We start from the raw sequence: 17,856 nt of genomic DNA, 5'->3' as shown, positions 1-17,856 counted from the left end.
TGCGCGATCGCAACACCAAACACATTATTATAGCCTGTTTTTTTAAGATAGAGAAATTGCTGAAAACACTACGGTCAGCCAGAGGTGCGATCGCCCGAAAAACGATGGATTAGCGGTGCGATCGCCCGAGCGTCGAGAGGTTTGGAAAATAAATAGCCCTGACCGTACTGACATCCCCACTGTCTCAATTGTGTCTGTTGCGCGATCGTTTCGATACCTTCGGCGACGACGGCGATGTTGAGTTTGCACGCTAAGGCGATCGCCGATTGTACGATTTCGGAGGTGTTGGTGTTGATGCCAATTTTGTTGATGAAGGAGCGATCGAGTTTTAAACCGTCTACCGGAAAGGAATTGAGATAGTTTAAGGACGAGTAGCCGATGCCGAAATCGTCGAGATAAAATTCCACACCGAGCGATCGCAGTCGAGCAATTTGCTCGTGCGTGGTGTCTGTCGGTTCGAGAAGACTGCGTTCGGTAATTTCGAGTTTGAGTTGTTGGGGGTGTAAGTTCAGGCGATCGAGAAGGGTTGCGATCGTTTCGCAGAGCGTCTCGTCGTGAAACTGACAACTGGTAAAGTTGACTCCCATTTGTAGCGTGGGTCTGTCTGGCGATCGCGATTGCCACTGTTGGAGTTGCGTGCAGGCGGTTTTCAACATCCAGCGATCGATCTCGAAAATTTGATTCGTCCGTTCGGCTAGAGGAATAAACGTCACGGGAGAGACTAACCCCCGTTGGGGATGTTTCCAGCGAACTAAGGCTTCAAATCCTACCAGGCGATCGGTGGCCAGTTCGATAATGGGTTGGTAGTAGGCTTGCAGTTCGTTGCGTTCGATAGCGTGGTGTAAGTCCGCTTCTAACTCTAGCAGTACCAACAGGCGATCGGCTTGCGAGCCTTGAGTTTCGAGTCCTTCGATCGAACCGAGTTTCAGTTGCAAAGACTGTTGGCGTTTGCGAAGCAATCTGTCGATTCGCGCCTGGAGTTCTGTTTTCGGAATCGGCGTGACGACGATTTCATCGACGATCTTCCACAACTGAGGTTGTTGAGACTGAAGTTTCGGACGGGCAGAGACGAGTACGATCGGGACGAACACCGGATGTTCTCGATCCTGTCGCGCTTGCAAGTGTTGCCAGCACCGTTGGAACGCTAAACTGTCTACAATACAAAGGTCGAACCGTTGGGCGATCGCACTGTCGTCTGGCGACGTGCAAACTTCGTAACGCGGACTGAGCCATTCGACTAACAAACGAAGGTTTTCTTGGCGATCGACGAGCAGTAAGATTCGTGGCATCGTTCTCTCGTTTTTGTAAGAAAAGCGATCGGGATTTAGAGATATCCTTTTATTTTACATAGATTTCCTATCTCTTTTGGTTTTTTATTTTGGGTAGTGCGGTACTCTAATGATGCGAGTCAGTCATAATCCTTTTGTGGCAAGGCTTCAAAAAACAAAGTAGCATTACTCCTCACAATTATACAAAAGTGAAATGCACCAAAGCTTAAAGTTATTTAGTAACTTTTGTTACGACTCGGTTGAATTTTGTGGAAATGACGTTTTTCGGGTTTTACGTTTAGCTTTAGAAATTTCTCCAGACAAAAGACCGTGAAGATGCCGTAAAGGATTACCCACCTTAATTCCATAGCGAGTTACTTGGAATTCTCTGAGTATTTTTTCAAAGTCTCCCATTCGTTTTTTAAGAATACCGATCGCTTTACGAATTTCATGTTCGATCTCTATATATTTCAAAAATATAATATTATCGGCAATATAAGAAATTCCGATTTCTGTCGCACGAAAATCTCCTGTAATCGCTTCTGTTTCGTTGACTAAAATAACTGTAACGCCCATATTTCTCAAGTACTGACAGAGAACGTGTAAGCGTCGGACTAAATCTCCCGATGGAATCGAAAGGCGATATCCAGAAATACTGTCGATCGTGACAATTTGTGCTGACAACTGTTCGACTTCTCGACGAACGATTTCCGTAAACTCGTCTGGAGATACTATGAGCGGTTCGATCGACACGACCGACAGCGTCCCACGCTGTTTCATCGCCAGAACGGGAATATTAATCGACTCGCACCGATTGAGAAACGTCTCTTCAGCTTCGTCAAACAAATACACCACCGATCGCTCGCCTCGTCCGGCCGCTTCCTTCATAAACTGCGAGGCTAACGTGGTTTTTCCCACGCCACTCGGTCCGGTCACGATCGTCACCGTCCCCCGTTCGATTCCTCCGTGCAGCAGTTCGTCAATTTCGGGAATTCCCGACGGAATCGATTCCGAGACGAACTCCTGACTGTAATTGCCAGATACGAGGCGAGGATATACCTCAATCCCGCAGTTTGCCTTTAACTTCAGGGTATGCGAACCTCTGTGAAAATCCGAACCCCGGAACTTTTGAATCGAAACAAAGCGTTCTCGACCTTGAAACTCGAGATTGATAATGCCATCGCTCATAAACTGTAAATCGTTGTCGGGAAACTCCGAACTACTTTCAGATACAAATAATACCGTCGCGCCCCGTTCCTGTAAAAATCGCAGAAACGATAAAACTTGCTTGCGGAATTGAAATCCGTCGCTGGCGAGGTAGCGAAATTGCGTCATCGAATCGACGAAAACACGACGAGGTTGGAAAGCTTCGATCCGTTCGACGATCGACCGAGCGATGGGATCGCGTTCGACTTCAGCCGTTGAGAAAATATCGTAGGTTTGAAATTCCGTGAAGAACTCGGGACGGGGGCTGAGATCGAGAAACTCGATCCCACTAAGATCGAAGCCCATCAAACCTCCGTTACGGCGAATTTGAACCTCTGACTCGCCCAACGTAATATAGAGCGGGCGATCGCCGTCGGCTTGTCCGGCCAGCAAAAAGTGCAAGCCGAGAGTTGTTTTTCCACAACCGGGTCCCCCTCGTACTAAATACGCCCCCCCCGGAATCAGTCCGCCGTGGAGAATGCGATCGAGACCCGGAATTCCAATTGAAAGGCGCGGTTCTGACATTATCTGATATTAAATGAATAGCAAGTTGCTTCTGTTTCCTCGAGCTACGCGTCTAGCTTAGCGCGAATATTTCAGTAAAACCGAGGTTAGTCCGGGTGTGTGACACTTTGTACGAGAAAAGTACGAGAAAACTCGAAGCTCAGTCGGATTCTTGCGGTACGATATCCGGAAGACGGCGATTAAAGCGATAGAGCCAAACGAGACCGAGGGTTCCCAGAACAATACCGACTAAACTCACCACTTGGGCAATTCGCAAAGGACCTAGCATCAAACTATCCGTTCGCAAACCTTCAATCCAAAACCGACCGAAACTATAGGCTGCCAAATAGGTTAGAAACAGCGTTCCGGGTTTGAGATTGCGTTCTCGCTCTCCTCTAAAAAACAACACCATCAACACTGCAAAAACGAAGAGATTCCAAATCGATTCGTAGAGAAACGTCGGATGAAAATACTCGAAATCAATGTAGTTTTGAGGACGCCGTTCCGGGGAAATATAGAGTTTCCAGGGTAAATCCGTCGGCGTTCCAAAGGCTTCGGAGTTAAAAAAGTTGCCCCAGCGCCCGATCGCCTGACCTAAAATCAACGACGGCGAGACTAAATCGGCCAGTTGCCAAAAGGGGAGTTTGTTGAGGCGCGAGAAAATCAATCCGGCTAGGATACCGCCGATGACTGCTCCGTGAATGGCAATGCCGCCGCGCCAAATGGCGATAATTTGTTCGGGATGCTGACTGTAAACGTCCCATTGAAACAGGACGTAGTAGAGACGGGCGAAGGGAATGGCAGCTAACACGCCCCAAATGGCGAAGTCGCCGATGAGTTCGGGATCGACTCCCCGACGTTGGGCGAGGTACTGGGCTAAGGTGACGCCGATGAGGACAGCACTGGCGATGAGGAAGCCGTACCAGCGCACGGAAAGAGGACCTAGCTCGAATAACGTCGGGCCGGGGGAAGTAAAGGTAAACGCAAGCAGGGATAAAGACACGATCGTGGATATCGCGAAAACGACAAGGGGAAACCTGAGATGCTAAATCCCGAACGGGGGAGGTCGCAAATTGGGGATGCTGCGAAACGTTCGAGATGGCAAACGGGCTGTTTCATCATAAAACGAACTCCGAGGCCGATCGGAGTTCGTTCGTTGCGGGAGGTTCGGCGTCATTCCGATCGCGGTTGAGAGATGGGGTGCGAGACGGTGCGGACTTCCGGCGCAACTGAGGACAGCGGTAAATATTGACTGAGGATGCGAGCGAGGCGATCGCACCCGATGGGTTTGCTGAGGTAGTCGTCACATCCAGCGTCCAAACAGCGATCGCGATCGCCCACCATTGCCAGAGCCGTCGTTGCGATCACGGGAATCGTGTTCCAGCGGGGATGGCGTTTGATGTGGCGGGTGAGTTCCAAGCCGTCGGCGTCGGGAAGGTGAACGTCCATGAGAATGCAGTCGGGGCGAACTCGCTCGAGATACGCTAGCACGTCGCGTCCGTAACTCACGCGATCGACGGCGAACCCCCAAAATTCGAGAATGTCTTTGAGCAGTAGGGCGTTTCCGTCGTGGTCTTCAACGAGGAGCAAGCGGCTCGAAGTCCCTCGAACGCGAACGTCAGTGGAAGTCGGGGCAGATTGTCGGCTAGACAGGCTAGAACGTCGGCGAAGGGGCAGCTCGATGGTAAAGCGACTACCCCTCCCCAGTTGAGACTGACAGGTGACGGTTCCGCCGTGGAGTTCGGCGAGTTTGCGCGTGAGAGCTAAACCCAACCCCGTCCCTTCGTGTTGGCGAGAGAGGGAACTGTCGAGTTGTTGGAAGGGTTGGAACAGCAGAGATTGTTGCTCTTGGGGAATACCGATGCCTTCGTCCCAAACGCTCATTTCGACGCGATCGCCCCGAGAGCGAATGTCGATGCCCGCATCGCCGCCGGGATGAGAAAATTTTATCGCGTTCGAGAGCAGGTTGACGAGCATTTGTCGTAGGCGCAGTTCGTCGCCTTCGAGGGTCTCGATTTGTGGGTCGATGTTGGTGTGGAGTCGGATTTGACGGGAGCAGGCCAGTGCGCTGACGAGGGCGATGGCATCGGTACAGAGGTGGGCGATCGGCACTTGGCTCGAGGCGAGTTCGAGTTTTCCCGCTTCGACTTTGGAGAGGTCGAGGATATCGCCGATGAGTCGCAGGAGGTGTTCGCCGCTTTCGTGAATGCGTTCGAGGTAAAGGTGTTGTTTGTCGTTGAGGGCGCCGTAGATTTCTTGGAGCAGGAGGTTGGCAAAGCCCAAAATTGAGGTGAGAGGGGTACGGAGTTCGTGGGACATATTGGCCAGAAACGCCGATTTGAGCTGACTGGCTCGTTCGAGTTCGTGGTTTTTGTCGGCCAGTGCCACTTGAGAGGCTTTTTGGCAGCTAATGTCGCGAGACAAGACGAATACGTGACTGACGCGGCCGGTGTCGTCGGGAACGGCGTTAGCGGATACTAACGCGGGGAAGCGAGTTCCGTTATCGTGTTGGCAGATCGCTTCGCCAGTCCAACCGTAGGGATGGCATCGCAGGGCTTTTTGGAGTAAGTCGTCGATGTGAGTGTCGGCGTCGGGGGGATAGAACAGATTGGCACTTCGTCCGCAGAGGGCGTTGGTGTCGTAGCCGAAGGTTCGGGTGGTGGCCGCGTTGGCGTAGACGATCGTACCGTTGCGATCGACGAGGATGGCACTTTCGCTCGCGGCGTCGATGGCACGGCGGAACAGTTGCAACTGTCGCTCGAACTGTTTGCGTTCGCTCGCGTCGCGCACGAATACTAGAATGCCGATGGGTCGGCCGTTGCGGTATTGTAGGCTGGCGTTGATTTCGACTTCGATCGGATCGCCGACGAGGGGTTGCAGGCGTATTTCTAAGCTGTTGAGTCGGCTGTGGGGGGCGATCGTCTCGAAGGCGCGGCGGGCTATGTCGCGATCGCCTGCGGCAACGAAGTCGAAGACCGATCGCCCTTGCCAAGAGATGGCCGTACATCGCAGCAGGGTTTGTCCGAACGGGTTGAGGAAGGTGAGGCGAAACTCGAGATCGGTCGCGAACGCCATTTCGTTGGCGTCGTTGAGATCCCATCGATCGCACGGTTCGTGACAGAGGGTCTCGGAAGGTTCGGGCGGTACGCTCGAATCTCGGGGTTGGTGAGAACATCGAGCGACAGACGGACGGGTTAACCGTTGAAGTTGTCGTTCGAGATCTGCAACTTTTCGACGCAGTTCGTCGTTTTCGCGTTGTAGGGACATAAGGTCTACACCAACCTTGCCAAAACCTGCACGATCGGGGAGAAGATCTCTGCTGGGGAAATCGTTCGAGCCGATCCGATCGCCCCTAGCTGCCCTCAGACCCCGATTTTATCTCTAATCTAACCGACAATCGCGATCGTGCTATCTCTGACGGCAAAACGAAACCGCCTCGCCATCGAGCTGACCGTCGCTCAGTTTTGCTGATTCTTGTCTGTCGGCCGGTCTGGTTCGGGACAACCGATCGGTGGGAGGTTCTATGGAACCATACTTGAATTCGATCTGTCGAGCGGGCGATCGAAATTGCGAAGAAACTAACTTCTGTTTTTTATCGTTTAGAAAAGTATTTTTCGTTAGGTTTCTGACATTTTTTGCGATCGCGATCGCCGTACGCCAAACCAGTTTACAGGAAATTCAAAAAATATGAAAAATCAAACGAATGTTAAAACGTGAGTTTTTCTCATTTTAGATGTTTCTCGCTCAAACGTCAACGATCGATAGCTTTACATGGGTTGTATATTTCACGAGCGAACGAAATATTAAAATTTGTTGTTAAATATCGAAAAATTGCATATCGAGCCGTTTGAAGGCGCATAGAGAAGCACAGCTCGAGTTTTCAACGATATTTATACAGACAACGAACGTTTTCAAAGGCGAGATTCTCAAAAAAACAGAAGCGATCGCTCCGATCCCTGACAGTCTTTAAACCGTTGCTTGTCCGACTCGAACGCCTCTTTCATCGCCGCTCGAATCTTCTGGGGATCGGGTTTCTTGCCCCCCCATCAAATTACCAAAATATACGCAAGCCCTCTCACCTAACTCGAAGATCGCCCCGACACGCGGACAAACTCAGCCACAGCTAACCGACAATCGGGGAACGTCGCGGGGGCAATTTCCGCGTCTAAACTAGCGGTTCGCTTCATCTGATACCCCACGTCGCTGGGTTCTCGATAGACTTCCACACAACCGCGCGTCAAATCCACCAACCACATTTCTGGAATTCCCGCCGAGGCATACAGCGGCATTTTGACATCTCGGTCGAACGATACCGTACTATCTGCGATCTCCACAACCAATACCGTATCGTCGGGGGTGGGATAGCGATCGCTATAGAAATCCTCTCGGGGTTTCAACAATGCCAAATCCGGTTGCGGTTGAGAGCGATCGCTGAGTTCGATCGCATTTTGCGGCCAAACTACCGCGCGATCGCCGAGTTGACGCACAAACAGCCGATTCAACAATGCCACACAAGCTTGATGCTTCGTTCCGATCGGCGACATTCTTAAAATCGTCCCTTGAATCAGTTCGAGGCGATCGTCCGCCGCCACCACCCCAGTTTCAAGCAGTTGGCGATATGCCCTCACATCAAAGCGATACAGCGAGGGGTAATTCGGCGGCGAAGGTTGAGATGCCAGTAAATTCAGTTCTGTCATTATTTCTCAGCCACGACCCCACAAGTCGATTGTAGACTGCCTCGAAAGTTCTAACGATCGACCTTTTTAAACCGTTGCTTGGCCGACTCAAACGCCTCTTTCATCGCCGCTTGAATCTTCTTCGGATCGGGTTTTTTACCGCCCATCAAATCGCCAAAATACACGCAAGCCCCCTCACCTAACGCCCACGTATACGCCGCCGCCCAAGATGCCGCGATCGCACTGCCCAAACCGGGGATAAACTTAATTAACTCTCGTCCCACCATTTGCGCGAGAAACCCTCCCGCGATCGCACTGGCGACGCCTCCGGCTTGCGACGGCGAAAGCGTTTGTCCGTAAAGCTGTCCGAGAACCCCCACCATCGACACTTGCAGCGTCGTCAAAACGGGCATCGTGGCGAAGGGGAGGGGAACGGCGGCGAGGGTGGCGGCGATGAGAGAAAAAGCGAGGATGTAACGGCGTCCTACGTCTCGATAGAGATTGCCAATTTGTTCGCTGGCGCCCTTGTCGAGAAGGTCGTAAATGGCGCGAGATTCCGCTTCCGGGAGGAGTTCGGCCAGGTTGTTACTGAAGGCGTCTAAGCCGTAGAAAACTGGGGTGTAGCCGTCTTCTTCTAAGGTGAAGTCGATGAGAACCGCGCGATCGAACAGTCCCGAAAAGTCCTCTCGAATCGCAGCAAACGCACGGGCGATCGCCTCGAGTTCTGGGGGATATTTAGGATGATCCTCCATCGCGGGGGGATAGAGTTCGTGCAGACAAGTCACCGCCAGCAAACAGGGGATGTTGGGATATTTGCGGCGCAACTCCTGGGCGATTTGGCGCAGGGTGTCGGTGGCGAAATCGTTGATTTTAACCGTAAGAATCAGCACCCTGGCGCGATGGGTTTCCCGTTCCAAGTCGCCGATGAGTTCTGCAATCAGTTCGTCCGTGTCGCGGTGGGTGTCTCCCAATCCCACAGTATCGGTGAAGATGAGGAGGGGTAAATCTTCCGAGGGGTAGGCGTAGCGTTCGGTGTTTTGGGTGTGGGGACGAAATCCCTGGCCGACAATTTCAGCGGAAACGCCGGTTAAGCCGCGAACGATGGAACTTTTCCCCGATTGCGGTTTTCCCACCAGTAAGGCTTCTGTGGTGGGGAGTTCTTCGCGGACTCTGGCGAGGATTTCCGTGAGGCGATCGTCGCTGACGCTGAACCACTCGAGGACGGTTTTACGAACGGTTTCGATGGGGTGGAGGTGTTTGACCCGCGAGGTGGTGGTGTTCCACAGTTTGGCTACGGGATTGGATGAGGTGTCTTTGTCCTCTGTGGATTGGGGTGTTTCGGGTTCGGGGGTTTGGGGGTCGGTCATGGGTCGAGAAGTACTCGATATCGCTTTGATTTTAGGAAGGGGTGGAGACCTTTGCAATTGGGGAAAACCGTTTTTGGGGAGTAAGGGAATAGGGAACGCCGGATCTGGGAACGGTGTACGTTGGCGGTGCGTGACGATTTCTCGGTTTGGTGTTCGACACCTGATTTGTCGAGGTATGTGGGCGGTGTACGTTGGCGGTGCGTGACGATTTCTCGGTCTGGTGTTCGACACCCGATTTGTCCGGGTATGTGGGCGGCGTACGTTGGCGGTGCGTGACGATTTCTCGGTCTCAGGTTCGACACCCGATTTTTCAAGACGCACCCTACGATCTGTCTTCTCGAATCTGCAATCATGGGGGAAATTGCCCGAACATTAGCCCAACAAACCATGTCTGACGAAACGATTCGCGTGTTGGCGTATTCGATCGCACAGGAACCAGAAGCTGAGACAGCGGAAAACTATACGGGAGCGAAAGATCCGATCGCTTTGGCGTCGAGTATTCTGGAGAGTTCTCACTTTGAGGGCGACACTGACGAAGAATCCCCGAAAGCTGGAACCGTGAAATCTCATGAAGTTCCGGTGGCGGTTCTCGAACAGGAATTGACGAAGTTGGTGCGACAGATGGATCGATCGCTGAATCGTGCCGTAAAACAAGCGGAGTTGCGATCGGTAGAACTGTCGGAAGTGGAAGTGTCCCTGGCCATGTCTGCTAACGGTAAAGTGGATATCGTGGGGTGGGGCGCTGGCATTGCCGGAACGACGAGTTTTAAGTTGAAATTCAAGCCCAAATCCGAGTAACGCGAGAACTGTAGCGAGATGGCGAAGGCGAGAAATTTTGCAATCTGTATCGGGATCGATCGCTATCGCTTTTTACAACCGTTGAGATGTGCGCGATGCGACGCACGGGCAATGGCGGCGTTTTTTCGCGACGAGGCGGACTTCGAGCAGATTTGGCTGTTGTGCGACGATGCTAACAACGATCGCACCAAACCCGATCGCGCCAATATTCGGCGGGTGTTGCGAGAACTTCGACAACGGAAGATGGGAGCGGGCGATAATCTGTGGTTTTGCTTCAGCGGTCATGGAATGCGCCACGGGGGACGGGATTATTTGATGCCGTTGGAGGGCGATCGTGAAGATGTGGAATCGACGGCACTCCTGACAAGTTACGTTGCGGATATGCTACGGGAGTGCGGCGCAGATAACGTCATTTTGTTCCTCGATGCCTGTCGCAACCAAGCGGATAAAGGGGGAGAGGGAATTGGTAAAGAGACGGAGGAGAAAGCCCGACAAACAGGAGTTGTTACGCTCTTTTCCTGTAGTCCCAACGAGTATTCTTACGAACTGGAATCCTTGCAACAAGGGGCGTTTACTCGTGCGGTGTTGGACGGATTGGGAATTCAGGGACAATGTGCGACAGTGGCGCGTTTGAACGAGTATCTCCGGCATCGCGTTCCAGAGTTGTTGAGGGAGTATCGAGGCGAGGGGTATTCTCAAAGACCCTATGTTATTGCAGAACCGCTCTTGAAATCTCATTTGATTTTGCTGCCGAGGTACGCTAGACCGGAAGATATCGATCGCTTGAAACAGGAAGCACTTCGAGCTGAAGTGAAGCGAGATCGGTTGCTGGCACGGCAGTTGTGGATTCGGGTGAATGCGGCGGCGATGGGAAGCGATATCGAAGCGATCGAAGCCCTCGAACGTTTGGCGACAGGATACAGCGGACAAGCTGCATCTCAAGGGTCAACATCTGGATCTCGGAAAACGGGTTATGGTTCTCGCGCCTCGGTAAGCTGGAGCGATCGGATACCCGTGCCGAGAAGACAGGTGTTACGGTGGCTTAGCTTAGGAGGGGTAGGATTGGGAGTTGCGTTCGCCAGTCGTGGGATGTTTGGGCCGTCGGAACCCGATATAGAGACTCCTCGAAGACCTATTCCAAAACCCACGGAAACACCTGTTCCTGTCGTGTCTGAATCTCCTCCGCCAGAGGAAGAACCGACACCAACACCCTCTCCAGAGGAAACCGAACCCATGCCAACCCCCTCTCCTGATGGCGGTTTAGAGTCATGGTCCTTTGAAACGGTTACGCTGAACCGACGGGGTGAGGAAGTGAAGCGAGAGCAACACTCAGCCCGATATTTTACAGAAGATTTGGGGAATGGTGTCACACTGGAAATGGTTGAAATTCCCGGTGGCTCTATCATAATAGGAAACCCAGAGGATTATATCATATCTCCGCATTCAAATTGTGACAAGCGTCAAGAATATATCACTTTACCTCCATTTTTTATGAGTAAATATCCCGTGACACAAGCACAGTGGAAGGCTGTAGCATTAATGCCTAAAATTGACATGGATCTCGATATTGAAATTTCGTATTTTAAAGGTGAAAATTTACCAATAGAACAAGTTTTATGGAGTGAAACACAAGAGTTTTGCAAACGAATTTCTAGAGCAACAGGTAGAGAGTATAGGCTGCCTAGTGAAAGGGAGTGGGAATATGCTTGTAGAGCTGGAACAACTACTCCATTTTACTTCGGAGAAACTATAACACTAGATTATGTTAATTATAATGGAGAGTCAAGCTATGCAAATTCCCCTAACCCAAACAATCCTAGAGAAGGGGGTAGAAGGAAAACTACTCATGTTGGTATTTTTTGTCCCAATAAATTTGGTTTATATGATATGCATGGCAATGTTCGAGAATGGTGTCAAGACAAATACATATATGCTAATGAAAATTATTGGATACTACGAGGAGGGTCTTGGAGTGCGGCACGAGAACAGTGTCGATCGGCAGATTGTGGATATGGAGATGATAGGCAAAGAAAAAATTTCATTGGTTTTAGATTATTGAGTATATAACTCATAACCAAAAAATATTGGGTATTCGGAGTTCAAGATAATATAGCAATCCTAAATCAGTTGCAAAATCCCAGACATGGAAAACCCCGATTGGGACAGGATCCCAGTCTTTCAGCCGGTGTTTTTCCGCAAATCAAATGGGATTGCTATAGATATAAAATCTATCTATAGCAATCCTAGATGAATCGTGGAAAGATCGGCTCCCTAAACCCTTGCTATAGCTAGATCGAGACTCCACAAGTGATTTAGGACTGCTATATGCAAGGAATTATATTTACAGGAATCCAAGGTTCAGGAAAATCGACCTTTTACTTCCAAAACTTCGCTAACACCCACATCCGCATCAACCTCGATATGCTGAAAACGCGACATCGAGAAAACCTGATATTTGAAGCCTGCTTAGACGCCAAACAACCCCTCGTCATCGACAACACCAACCCCACAAAACGCGATCGCGCTCGATATATCCCTCACCTGAAAGCCTACAAATTCAGCGTTATCGGCTACTACTTCGAGTCTTCCTTACCAGAATGCTTACATCGCAACAACCAACGCAGCGGAAAAGCCAAAATCCCCGAAATCGGCGTGCGATCGACCTACAAAAAACTCGAAATTCCCGACTATTCCGAAGGGTTCGATCGCCTCTTCTCCGTTACCCTACAAGATGATATCTTTAAAATTAGCGAAATCCCCAAAAACCCCAATTTCAACGACAGCTCGTCATACTAAATTACCACCAATGAAACTCCATCCCGAATGCGTTCCCTGTCTGTTTCAACAAGCCCTGAGAACCGCGAAACTCGCCACCGATGACGAAACGCAACAGTCAACGACCCGACGCCGACCCTAACGGGTACGGCGCGGGCTTGAAAAGCCCGAGAGTTGACCAGGCTAAGTCCTTTACGGACTCCGTTATCGAGCTGGATAGACAGTTCTAGCTTTGAGGGCGACACTGACGAAGAATCCCCGAAAGCTGGAACCGTGAAATCTCATGAAGTCCCCGTGGCGATTCTCGAACAGGAATTAACGAAGTTGGTGCGACAGATGGATCGATCGCTGAATCGTGCCGTAAAACAAAGCGGAGTTGCAATTGATGGAACTGTCGGAAGTGGAAGTGTCCCCGGCCATGTTTGCTAACAGTAAAATGGATATCGTGGGGTGGGGCGCTGGCATTGCCGGAACGACGAGTTTTAAGCTGAAATTCAAGCCCAAATCCCAGTAACGCGAGAACTGTAGCGAGATGGCGAAAGCGAGAAATTTTGCAATCTGTATCGGGATCGATCGCTATCGCTTTTTACAACCGTTGAGATGTGCGCGACGAGACGCCAGGGCATGGCGACGTTTTTTCGCAAAGAGGCGGATTTCGAGCAGATTTGGCTGCTGTGCGACAATGCTAACAACGATCGCACCAAACCCGATCGCGCCAATATTCAGCGGGTGTTGTGAGAACTGCGACAACGGAAGATGGGAGCGGGGGATCGAGGCGGAGAGGGAATTGGACGAAACCCACGGTTCTCGTCCAATCTAACGGTTTTGACTGTCAACGCCTCACCTCGTTCCCGCCTGCTTTGGCCAAAACGGCTATACCGACGACGGGAATTCCCGCGTTGTTCAAGGTACGAGTCGCTTCGCGGACGGTGGTTCCAGTGGTGTAGATGTCGTCGAAAAGCAACACTGGATGTTTGGGAGGGCTACGGCGGAAGGCTTTTCCGAGGTCGATCGCGCCATCGAGGGTTCGACGCCGTTGTTCGGGGTTGAGGTCGAACAAGGCTTGAGTATTTTTGATTCGTGCTAAACCCCGCGCTTGTAAGGGAAAACGCGCGATCTTGCAGAAGTGTTGCGCCAGGAGTTCGGCTTGGTTAAATCCCCGTTTGCGTTGTTTGTCGGGGTGCATGGGAACGGGAACGACGGTAAGTTGCACGTCCGAGAGAAGGGGCTTTTTCTGCCAGGCTCGTCCGATATGGTGTCCGAGGGGTCGAGCCAGTTGGGGGTGGTTTTCGTACTTGAGAGCGGCGATCGCACGTTTGAGCGTTCCGCCGTAATTGCCCCAGGCGAAAACGGGTAAGCTCCCACACCGTAAATTTTGGGGATGAGAGCGGCGACAGTGTCGAAGTTGTTGGAAACAGGCGGGACAGAGTTCGCGATCTGTGGGGCGATCGCACAGGGGACAATTGGGATTTAAAAAGAGGTCGAGGAATCGAGCGAGTAGACGCACTTTTTCGCTGACGTGAAGCAACGACCTTTATTGTAGAAAAAATAACGATAAAAGAGGCGTGCGACCGGACGAAAAACTGAGTTTCGCTAGGCGATCGCACGCCTCCTTCACTTGTATACAGAAAAAAATCGGTAGAATCGTCAGGCTTTCAACCCCTCGTTCGAACCGAACGAACATAGTTTTCTAGGTTAGTTAGAACGTCTTTGGCGACGACGAGTAGCCAGAGCAGCACCTACGACGACCCCCAAACCGAGTAACGTAGAGGGTTCGGGAATATCTGTCGGTTCGATCGATTCCATCATGACGACGAGATCGTTATAGTCGAAATCTTCGTAAGGATGTCCTTCAGGTAAGTCTTCAAAGGCGATGATAAATTCGTTATCCGTAAAAACACCGGGCTGAACGCCAGGTAAATCTAAGACCGTCGAGTTATCGCCTTGATAAATCGCACTGTGTTGTCGTCCGTCAAAGTTGAGAGACGCATCGGAGAAGAACGTATGTCCGGCGGGGTTTTCGAGATAGAATCCGAAGACGTTGCCAAAATCGGAAATGAGGTTATCGACCGTCGAGCCGATGGGATCGAAGGCTTTCGTCGAAATCGAGATATCGCCATTGTCGAGGAAATCGACGATCGCGCGATCGGCGTCGTCGTTCGAACCGTCGAACAGTTCGGCTTTAACGCCGTCTTTGTTGAACAGTCCAAACTTGTTACCGGAGGCAAATCCCGCGACTTCAAACATAAAGCGAGCGAGCGAGCCACCGGTGGCGGTGTTGGTGAAGTACTCGAATCCCGTATCGTTCGTTGTATCGATGCCACCACTCACTGTGATGTCGTCGAGCAGACTTTGCAACGAACAGGTTTGATCGAGGGGATCGCCCGATAAAGCGGGGTCGCAATCGAGCGACGTGCCAAAGGTTACGGCGGATGCGGGTGACGAACTCAACATCGCACTTCCGAGCAAGAGTGCAGTACCCGCGGCCGCCGTTAAGGTGTTGCTGGAAAAATGCATCTTCATACGGTTGCCCTTGCCTTGATTTTACGTAAATATACTTGGTTATTTCCTTGTGTTTAGTATAGACATTTTCTTCAAACCACTGGGTACTTTCACGTAAAACTTCACGTCTTCTTTAAATAAGTACCGTTTTTTTACCGATAATATGTAGAGTTCTCAAAACTCGCTCGCGCTGGGGAACATCGATCGCCGTATCTTCGAGAGGTGGGTCGGTTTGTCGCGTCAGCTCGCTGAGAACGATAAAATCCGGGTATAGTGCGATTGAGGGGCGCAAAGTATCGTGACAGAAGTGTTTCCTATCGATCGATTTGATGCGATCGAATCCCCTTGGATCGGAGAGCGTGGGTTTTATTTGGGGCAACTCGCACGGGAAAATTACCCCGTTTTATGGGGAATTGTGGTTTCATCGCGCGTTTTTCGAGAATTTTGGCAAAGTAACACCTGGAATAATCCGCTTTTGGCTGAAATTTCTCACACAGCACTTCACTTACAAGCTGACGACGCCCACCAACTGCAATCGATCGCCCGACAAATTCGCGAAGCCCTCCTCGCGGCCGAACTCCCCGCCCCCTGGTTCGATCGACTGACTGAGGCGGTCTCCTCCCTCTCGAGTGCGGGAGTCGTTTTGTACCCCTCCTTATATATAGACGGCGATCGCAACAGCTTCGACTATGCTGACTTCCTCGACAGCCAAACGAGCCTCAACGACCCCTCCTCGATCGCCCTCGCCTTGAAACGCACCTGGGCCGAACTGTTTCGGGCCCGCAGTCTCCTATGCTGGCAACAGTCTCGCATTTCCCTCGATCGCCTCTATCTCTCAGTTCTCGTACAACCGCTCGATCGCATCGCGGTCACGGGTGTTCTACGCGGTGGCAAAACTGGCTTCGATATCGCTGCCACCTCGGGACAGATCGAGAGCCTCGTCGAAGGGGTCGTCGTTCCCGATCTCTACCGTCTCGCTAGCGATCGCGACACCCCGATCGTGCGACGGGTGGGAGTTCGCCTCTGTCGCTACGACTTCGATCCGGCAACGGCAGAAGTGCGAGTCGTCGGCATTCCCCCCGAACGACAACGCGAGGCCGTTCTCGACGACGCGCAACTCGACACCTTAAAGCATTGGGGACGCAAACTCTGCGAAACCTTCGATCGCTCGTTTTCGGCTCAATGGCAGTTCGTACAGACTGAAAACGGAACGGAACTGTATTTGAGCCAAGTTTATCCTGACGAACGGCTCTGGCGAGACGATTGGACGGTCGAAATAGCCCAAGAACCGAAGTCGTCGCCAGCGGCCAGTCCCCCAGATTCGACAGCCGATCTGCTGACGCTGCGAGGTCTTCCCGCCTCCTCGGGACAAGCGATCGCGCCTGTTTTCGTGGTGCGCTCCTCCAATCGAACTCAGATCGTACCTCCTCCCGATCGCATTATCGTCGTGTCGAGTTTGGAACCGACGGATTTTCCCTTGTTAAAGCAAGCTGTGGGGTTAGTGACTGAAACGGGAAGTTTGACCAGTCACGGCGCAATTTTAGCTCGAGAGTTGGGAATTCCGGCGATCGTTGGCGTGACGGCTGCTACCGATCGACTGCAAACGGGGCGATCGATGCGTCTCGACGGCGATTGCGGTGAGTTAACCTCGGACGTCCGAATCCCTATCTCGGATACACTGAAACCCTCCGTACCGCCGTTGGCAGAACGGTCTGAGGTACGGGGAACGCAGTTAATGGTGATGTTGAGCCAGCCGAGTTCTGTGAAAACGATATCGTCTGAGGCGATGAGACTCGTTGACGGCGTAGGACTCGTGCGATCGGAGTTGATGGCAGTCGAAGTACTAAACGGCGATTCCCCAGTACAGTGGGTGCGCGACGGTCGGACTGCGGCATTGGTCGATCGCTTGACGGAAGGAATGTTAGAATTCGCGCGAGCCTTCGCCCCGCGTCCGGTGTACTATCGGACGTTCGATAGTATGGCGGGGTCGCCTTTGGGTCTCCGAGGAACTCTCGCCTACGTGAAAGATCCCAGAGCGTTCGATTGCGAGTTAGCAGCACTGGCACGGGTCTGGGAAGCGGGATGTACCAACGTACAGTTGATGTTACCGTTCGTGCGATCGCTCGAGGAATTTCGGTTTTGTCGCCAACGTTGCGATCGCGTTGGGTTGACCGATCGACCGGCGTTTCAATGTTGGATCATGGCGGAAGTACCGTCCGTGCTGTTTTTGTTAGATGCCTACGTCGAGGCGGGCGTCTCGGGAATTGCCATCGGCACCAACGATCTGACACAGTTACTATTAGGAGTCGATCGCGAAGACAGTTCGATGGCGCAGTCGTTCGAGTTGCGCCGTCCGGCGGTGTTGAAGGCGATCGCTCAGTTGGCCAAAACAGCTCGCCGCTTGGGAATTCCCTGTACGGTTTGTGCCGATACTGTTTCGGTCGAACCCGACGTTCTCGAGCGTTTCGTTCGCTGTGGCGTTACCGGAATTTCAGTACGCCGCGACGCGATCGCGCGATCGCACGACGCCATCGTCCGCGCCGAACGACGGGTGTTGTTAGACTTAGCTTTTACAGCGAACAGTCAACAGTGAGCAGTGAACAGTGTTTCAGTCACCAGTCTCCAGTCTCCAGTCTCCAGTGAAGACAGTTAACAGGGAACAGTGAAAACAGTCTCCAGTCTCCAGTCTCCAGTCTCCAGTGAAGACAGTTAACAGGGAACAGTGAAAACAGTCTCCAGTCACCAGTCACCAGTCTCCAG

General features: G+C 51.8%; 13 protein-coding genes. 5 read left to right on the top strand and 8 right to left on the bottom strand.

Translation table 11 applies throughout. From position 1 onward, the window contains the following. Positions 1-74: 74 nt before the first annotated feature. From POG22_RS10985 to POG22_RS10960, 6 genes are all read right to left on the bottom strand, one after another. Positions 75-1,289 (bottom strand): EAL domain-containing protein, encoded by a 1,215-nt coding sequence (locus tag POG22_RS10985; protein ID WP_498905255.1) that lies wholly within the window; start codon positions 1,287-1,289, stop codon positions 75-77. Positions 1,290-1,517: 228 nt separating this feature from the next. After that, positions 1,518-2,999, bottom strand: coding sequence for an ATPase domain-containing protein (locus POG22_RS10980; protein ID WP_498905253.1), 1,482 nt, complete (start codon positions 2,997-2,999; stop codon positions 1,518-1,520). A gap of 139 nt (positions 3,000-3,138) precedes the next feature. Beyond that, positions 3,139-3,981 (bottom strand): prolipoprotein diacylglyceryl transferase, encoded by an 843-nt coding sequence (lgt, locus tag POG22_RS10975; protein WP_498905251.1) that lies wholly within the window; start codon positions 3,979-3,981, stop codon positions 3,139-3,141. A gap of 170 nt (positions 3,982-4,151) precedes the next feature. Continuing rightward, entirely contained in the window at positions 4,152-6,245 is a 2,094-nt protein-coding gene (locus POG22_RS10970) for a hybrid sensor histidine kinase/response regulator (protein ID WP_498905249.1), read from the bottom strand. Between the two features lie 812 nt (positions 6,246-7,057). Then, on the bottom strand, positions 7,058-7,675 hold the full coding sequence (locus POG22_RS10965) for a Uma2 family endonuclease (RefSeq protein ID WP_498905247.1): 618 nt from the start codon (positions 7,673-7,675) through the stop codon (positions 7,058-7,060). 50 nt (positions 7,676-7,725) lie between these two features. Then, complete coding sequence (locus tag POG22_RS10960; RefSeq protein WP_498905245.1) at positions 7,726-9,021, bottom strand: YcjF family protein; 1,296 nt, start codon at positions 9,019-9,021, stop codon at positions 7,726-7,728. A gap of 387 nt (positions 9,022-9,408) precedes the next feature. On the opposite strand from POG22_RS10960, the gene POG22_RS10955 reads away from it, so the two are divergent. The 4 genes from POG22_RS10955 to POG22_RS10940 all read left to right on the top strand — a co-directional run bounded on the left by POG22_RS10955 (position 9,409) and on the right by POG22_RS10940 (position 13,108). Beyond that, the gene (locus tag POG22_RS10955; RefSeq protein ID WP_498905244.1) at positions 9,409-9,819 is read left to right on the top strand and encodes a Pepco domain-containing protein; all 411 of its coding nucleotides are present in this window, start codon (positions 9,409-9,411) and stop codon (positions 9,817-9,819) included. An 18-nt stretch (positions 9,820-9,837) separates the two neighbouring features. Then, positions 9,838-11,886 carry an SUMF1/EgtB/PvdO family nonheme iron enzyme gene (locus tag POG22_RS10950; protein WP_498905242.1) on the top strand — a complete coding sequence of 683 codons (2,049 nt, stop codon included), beginning with the start codon at positions 9,838-9,840 and terminating at the stop codon, positions 11,884-11,886. Positions 11,887-12,144: 258 nt separating this feature from the next. Then, a complete protein-coding gene (locus POG22_RS10945) occupies positions 12,145-12,615 on the top strand; it encodes an AAA family ATPase (protein WP_498905240.1) in 471 nt (156 codons plus the stop codon). A 364-nt stretch (positions 12,616-12,979) separates the two neighbouring features. Further along, positions 12,980-13,108 carry a hypothetical protein gene (locus POG22_RS10940; RefSeq protein ID WP_498905239.1) on the top strand — a complete coding sequence of 43 codons (129 nt, stop codon included), beginning with the start codon at positions 12,980-12,982 and terminating at the stop codon, positions 13,106-13,108. Positions 13,109-13,426: 318 nt separating this feature from the next. Here the strand turns inward: POG22_RS10940 and POG22_RS10935 are convergent, their stop codons facing one another. Together POG22_RS10935 and POG22_RS10930 are read right to left on the bottom strand one after the other, a co-directional pair. Beyond that, positions 13,427-14,101 carry a ComF family protein gene (locus POG22_RS10935; RefSeq protein WP_498905238.1) on the bottom strand — a complete coding sequence of 225 codons (675 nt, stop codon included), beginning with the start codon at positions 14,099-14,101 and terminating at the stop codon, positions 13,427-13,429. A gap of 188 nt (positions 14,102-14,289) precedes the next feature. After that, complete coding sequence (locus POG22_RS10930) at positions 14,290-15,117, bottom strand: DUF4114 domain-containing protein (protein ID WP_498905236.1); 828 nt, start codon at positions 15,115-15,117, stop codon at positions 14,290-14,292. 277 nt (positions 15,118-15,394) lie between these two features. Here POG22_RS10930 and POG22_RS10925 point away from each other — a divergent pair, with 277 nt between their 5' ends. Continuing rightward, on the top strand, positions 15,395-17,689 hold the full coding sequence (locus POG22_RS10925; protein WP_498905234.1) for a putative PEP-binding protein: 2,295 nt from the start codon (positions 15,395-15,397) through the stop codon (positions 17,687-17,689). Positions 17,690-17,856: the final 167 nt, after the last annotated feature.

It is taken from the genome of Geitlerinema sp. CS-897 (assembly GCF_028368005.1).
Classification (GTDB): Bacteria; Cyanobacteriota; Cyanobacteriia; order Cyanobacteriales; family Geitlerinemataceae; genus Baaleninema; species Baaleninema simplex.
The sequence above is the reverse complement of the archived record's forward strand: the minus strand, read 5'-3'. Positions and strand labels throughout refer to the sequence as shown.

Excerpts from the sequence above, each read along its gene's own strand:
- POG22_RS10985 (WP_498905255.1), bottom strand. The coding sequence starts at position 1,289 with ATGCCACGAATCTTACTGCTCGTCGATCGCCAAGAAAACCTTCGTTTG.
- POG22_RS10980 (WP_498905253.1), bottom strand. The coding sequence starts at position 2,999 with ATGTCAGAACCGCGCCTTTCAATTGGAATTCCGGGTCTCGATCGCATT.
- POG22_RS10970 (WP_498905249.1), bottom strand. The coding sequence starts at position 6,245 with ATGTCCCTACAACGCGAAAACGACGAACTGCGTCGAAAAGTTGCAGAT.
- POG22_RS10965 (WP_498905247.1), bottom strand. The coding sequence starts at position 7,675 with ATGACAGAACTGAATTTACTGGCATCTCAACCTTCGCCGCCGAATTAC.
- POG22_RS10960 (WP_498905245.1), bottom strand. The coding sequence starts at position 9,021 with ATGACCGACCCCCAAACCCCCGAACCCGAAACACCCCAATCCACAGAG.
- POG22_RS10955 (WP_498905244.1), top strand. The coding sequence starts at position 9,409 with ATGTCTGACGAAACGATTCGCGTGTTGGCGTATTCGATCGCACAGGAA.
- POG22_RS10950 (WP_498905242.1), top strand. The coding sequence starts at position 9,838 with ATGGCGAAGGCGAGAAATTTTGCAATCTGTATCGGGATCGATCGCTAT.
- POG22_RS10945 (WP_498905240.1), top strand. The coding sequence starts at position 12,145 with ATGCAAGGAATTATATTTACAGGAATCCAAGGTTCAGGAAAATCGACC.
- POG22_RS10940 (WP_498905239.1), top strand. The coding sequence starts at position 12,980 with ATGGAACTGTCGGAAGTGGAAGTGTCCCCGGCCATGTTTGCTAACAGT.
- POG22_RS10930 (WP_498905236.1), bottom strand. The coding sequence starts at position 15,117 with ATGAAGATGCATTTTTCCAGCAACACCTTAACGGCGGCCGCGGGTACT.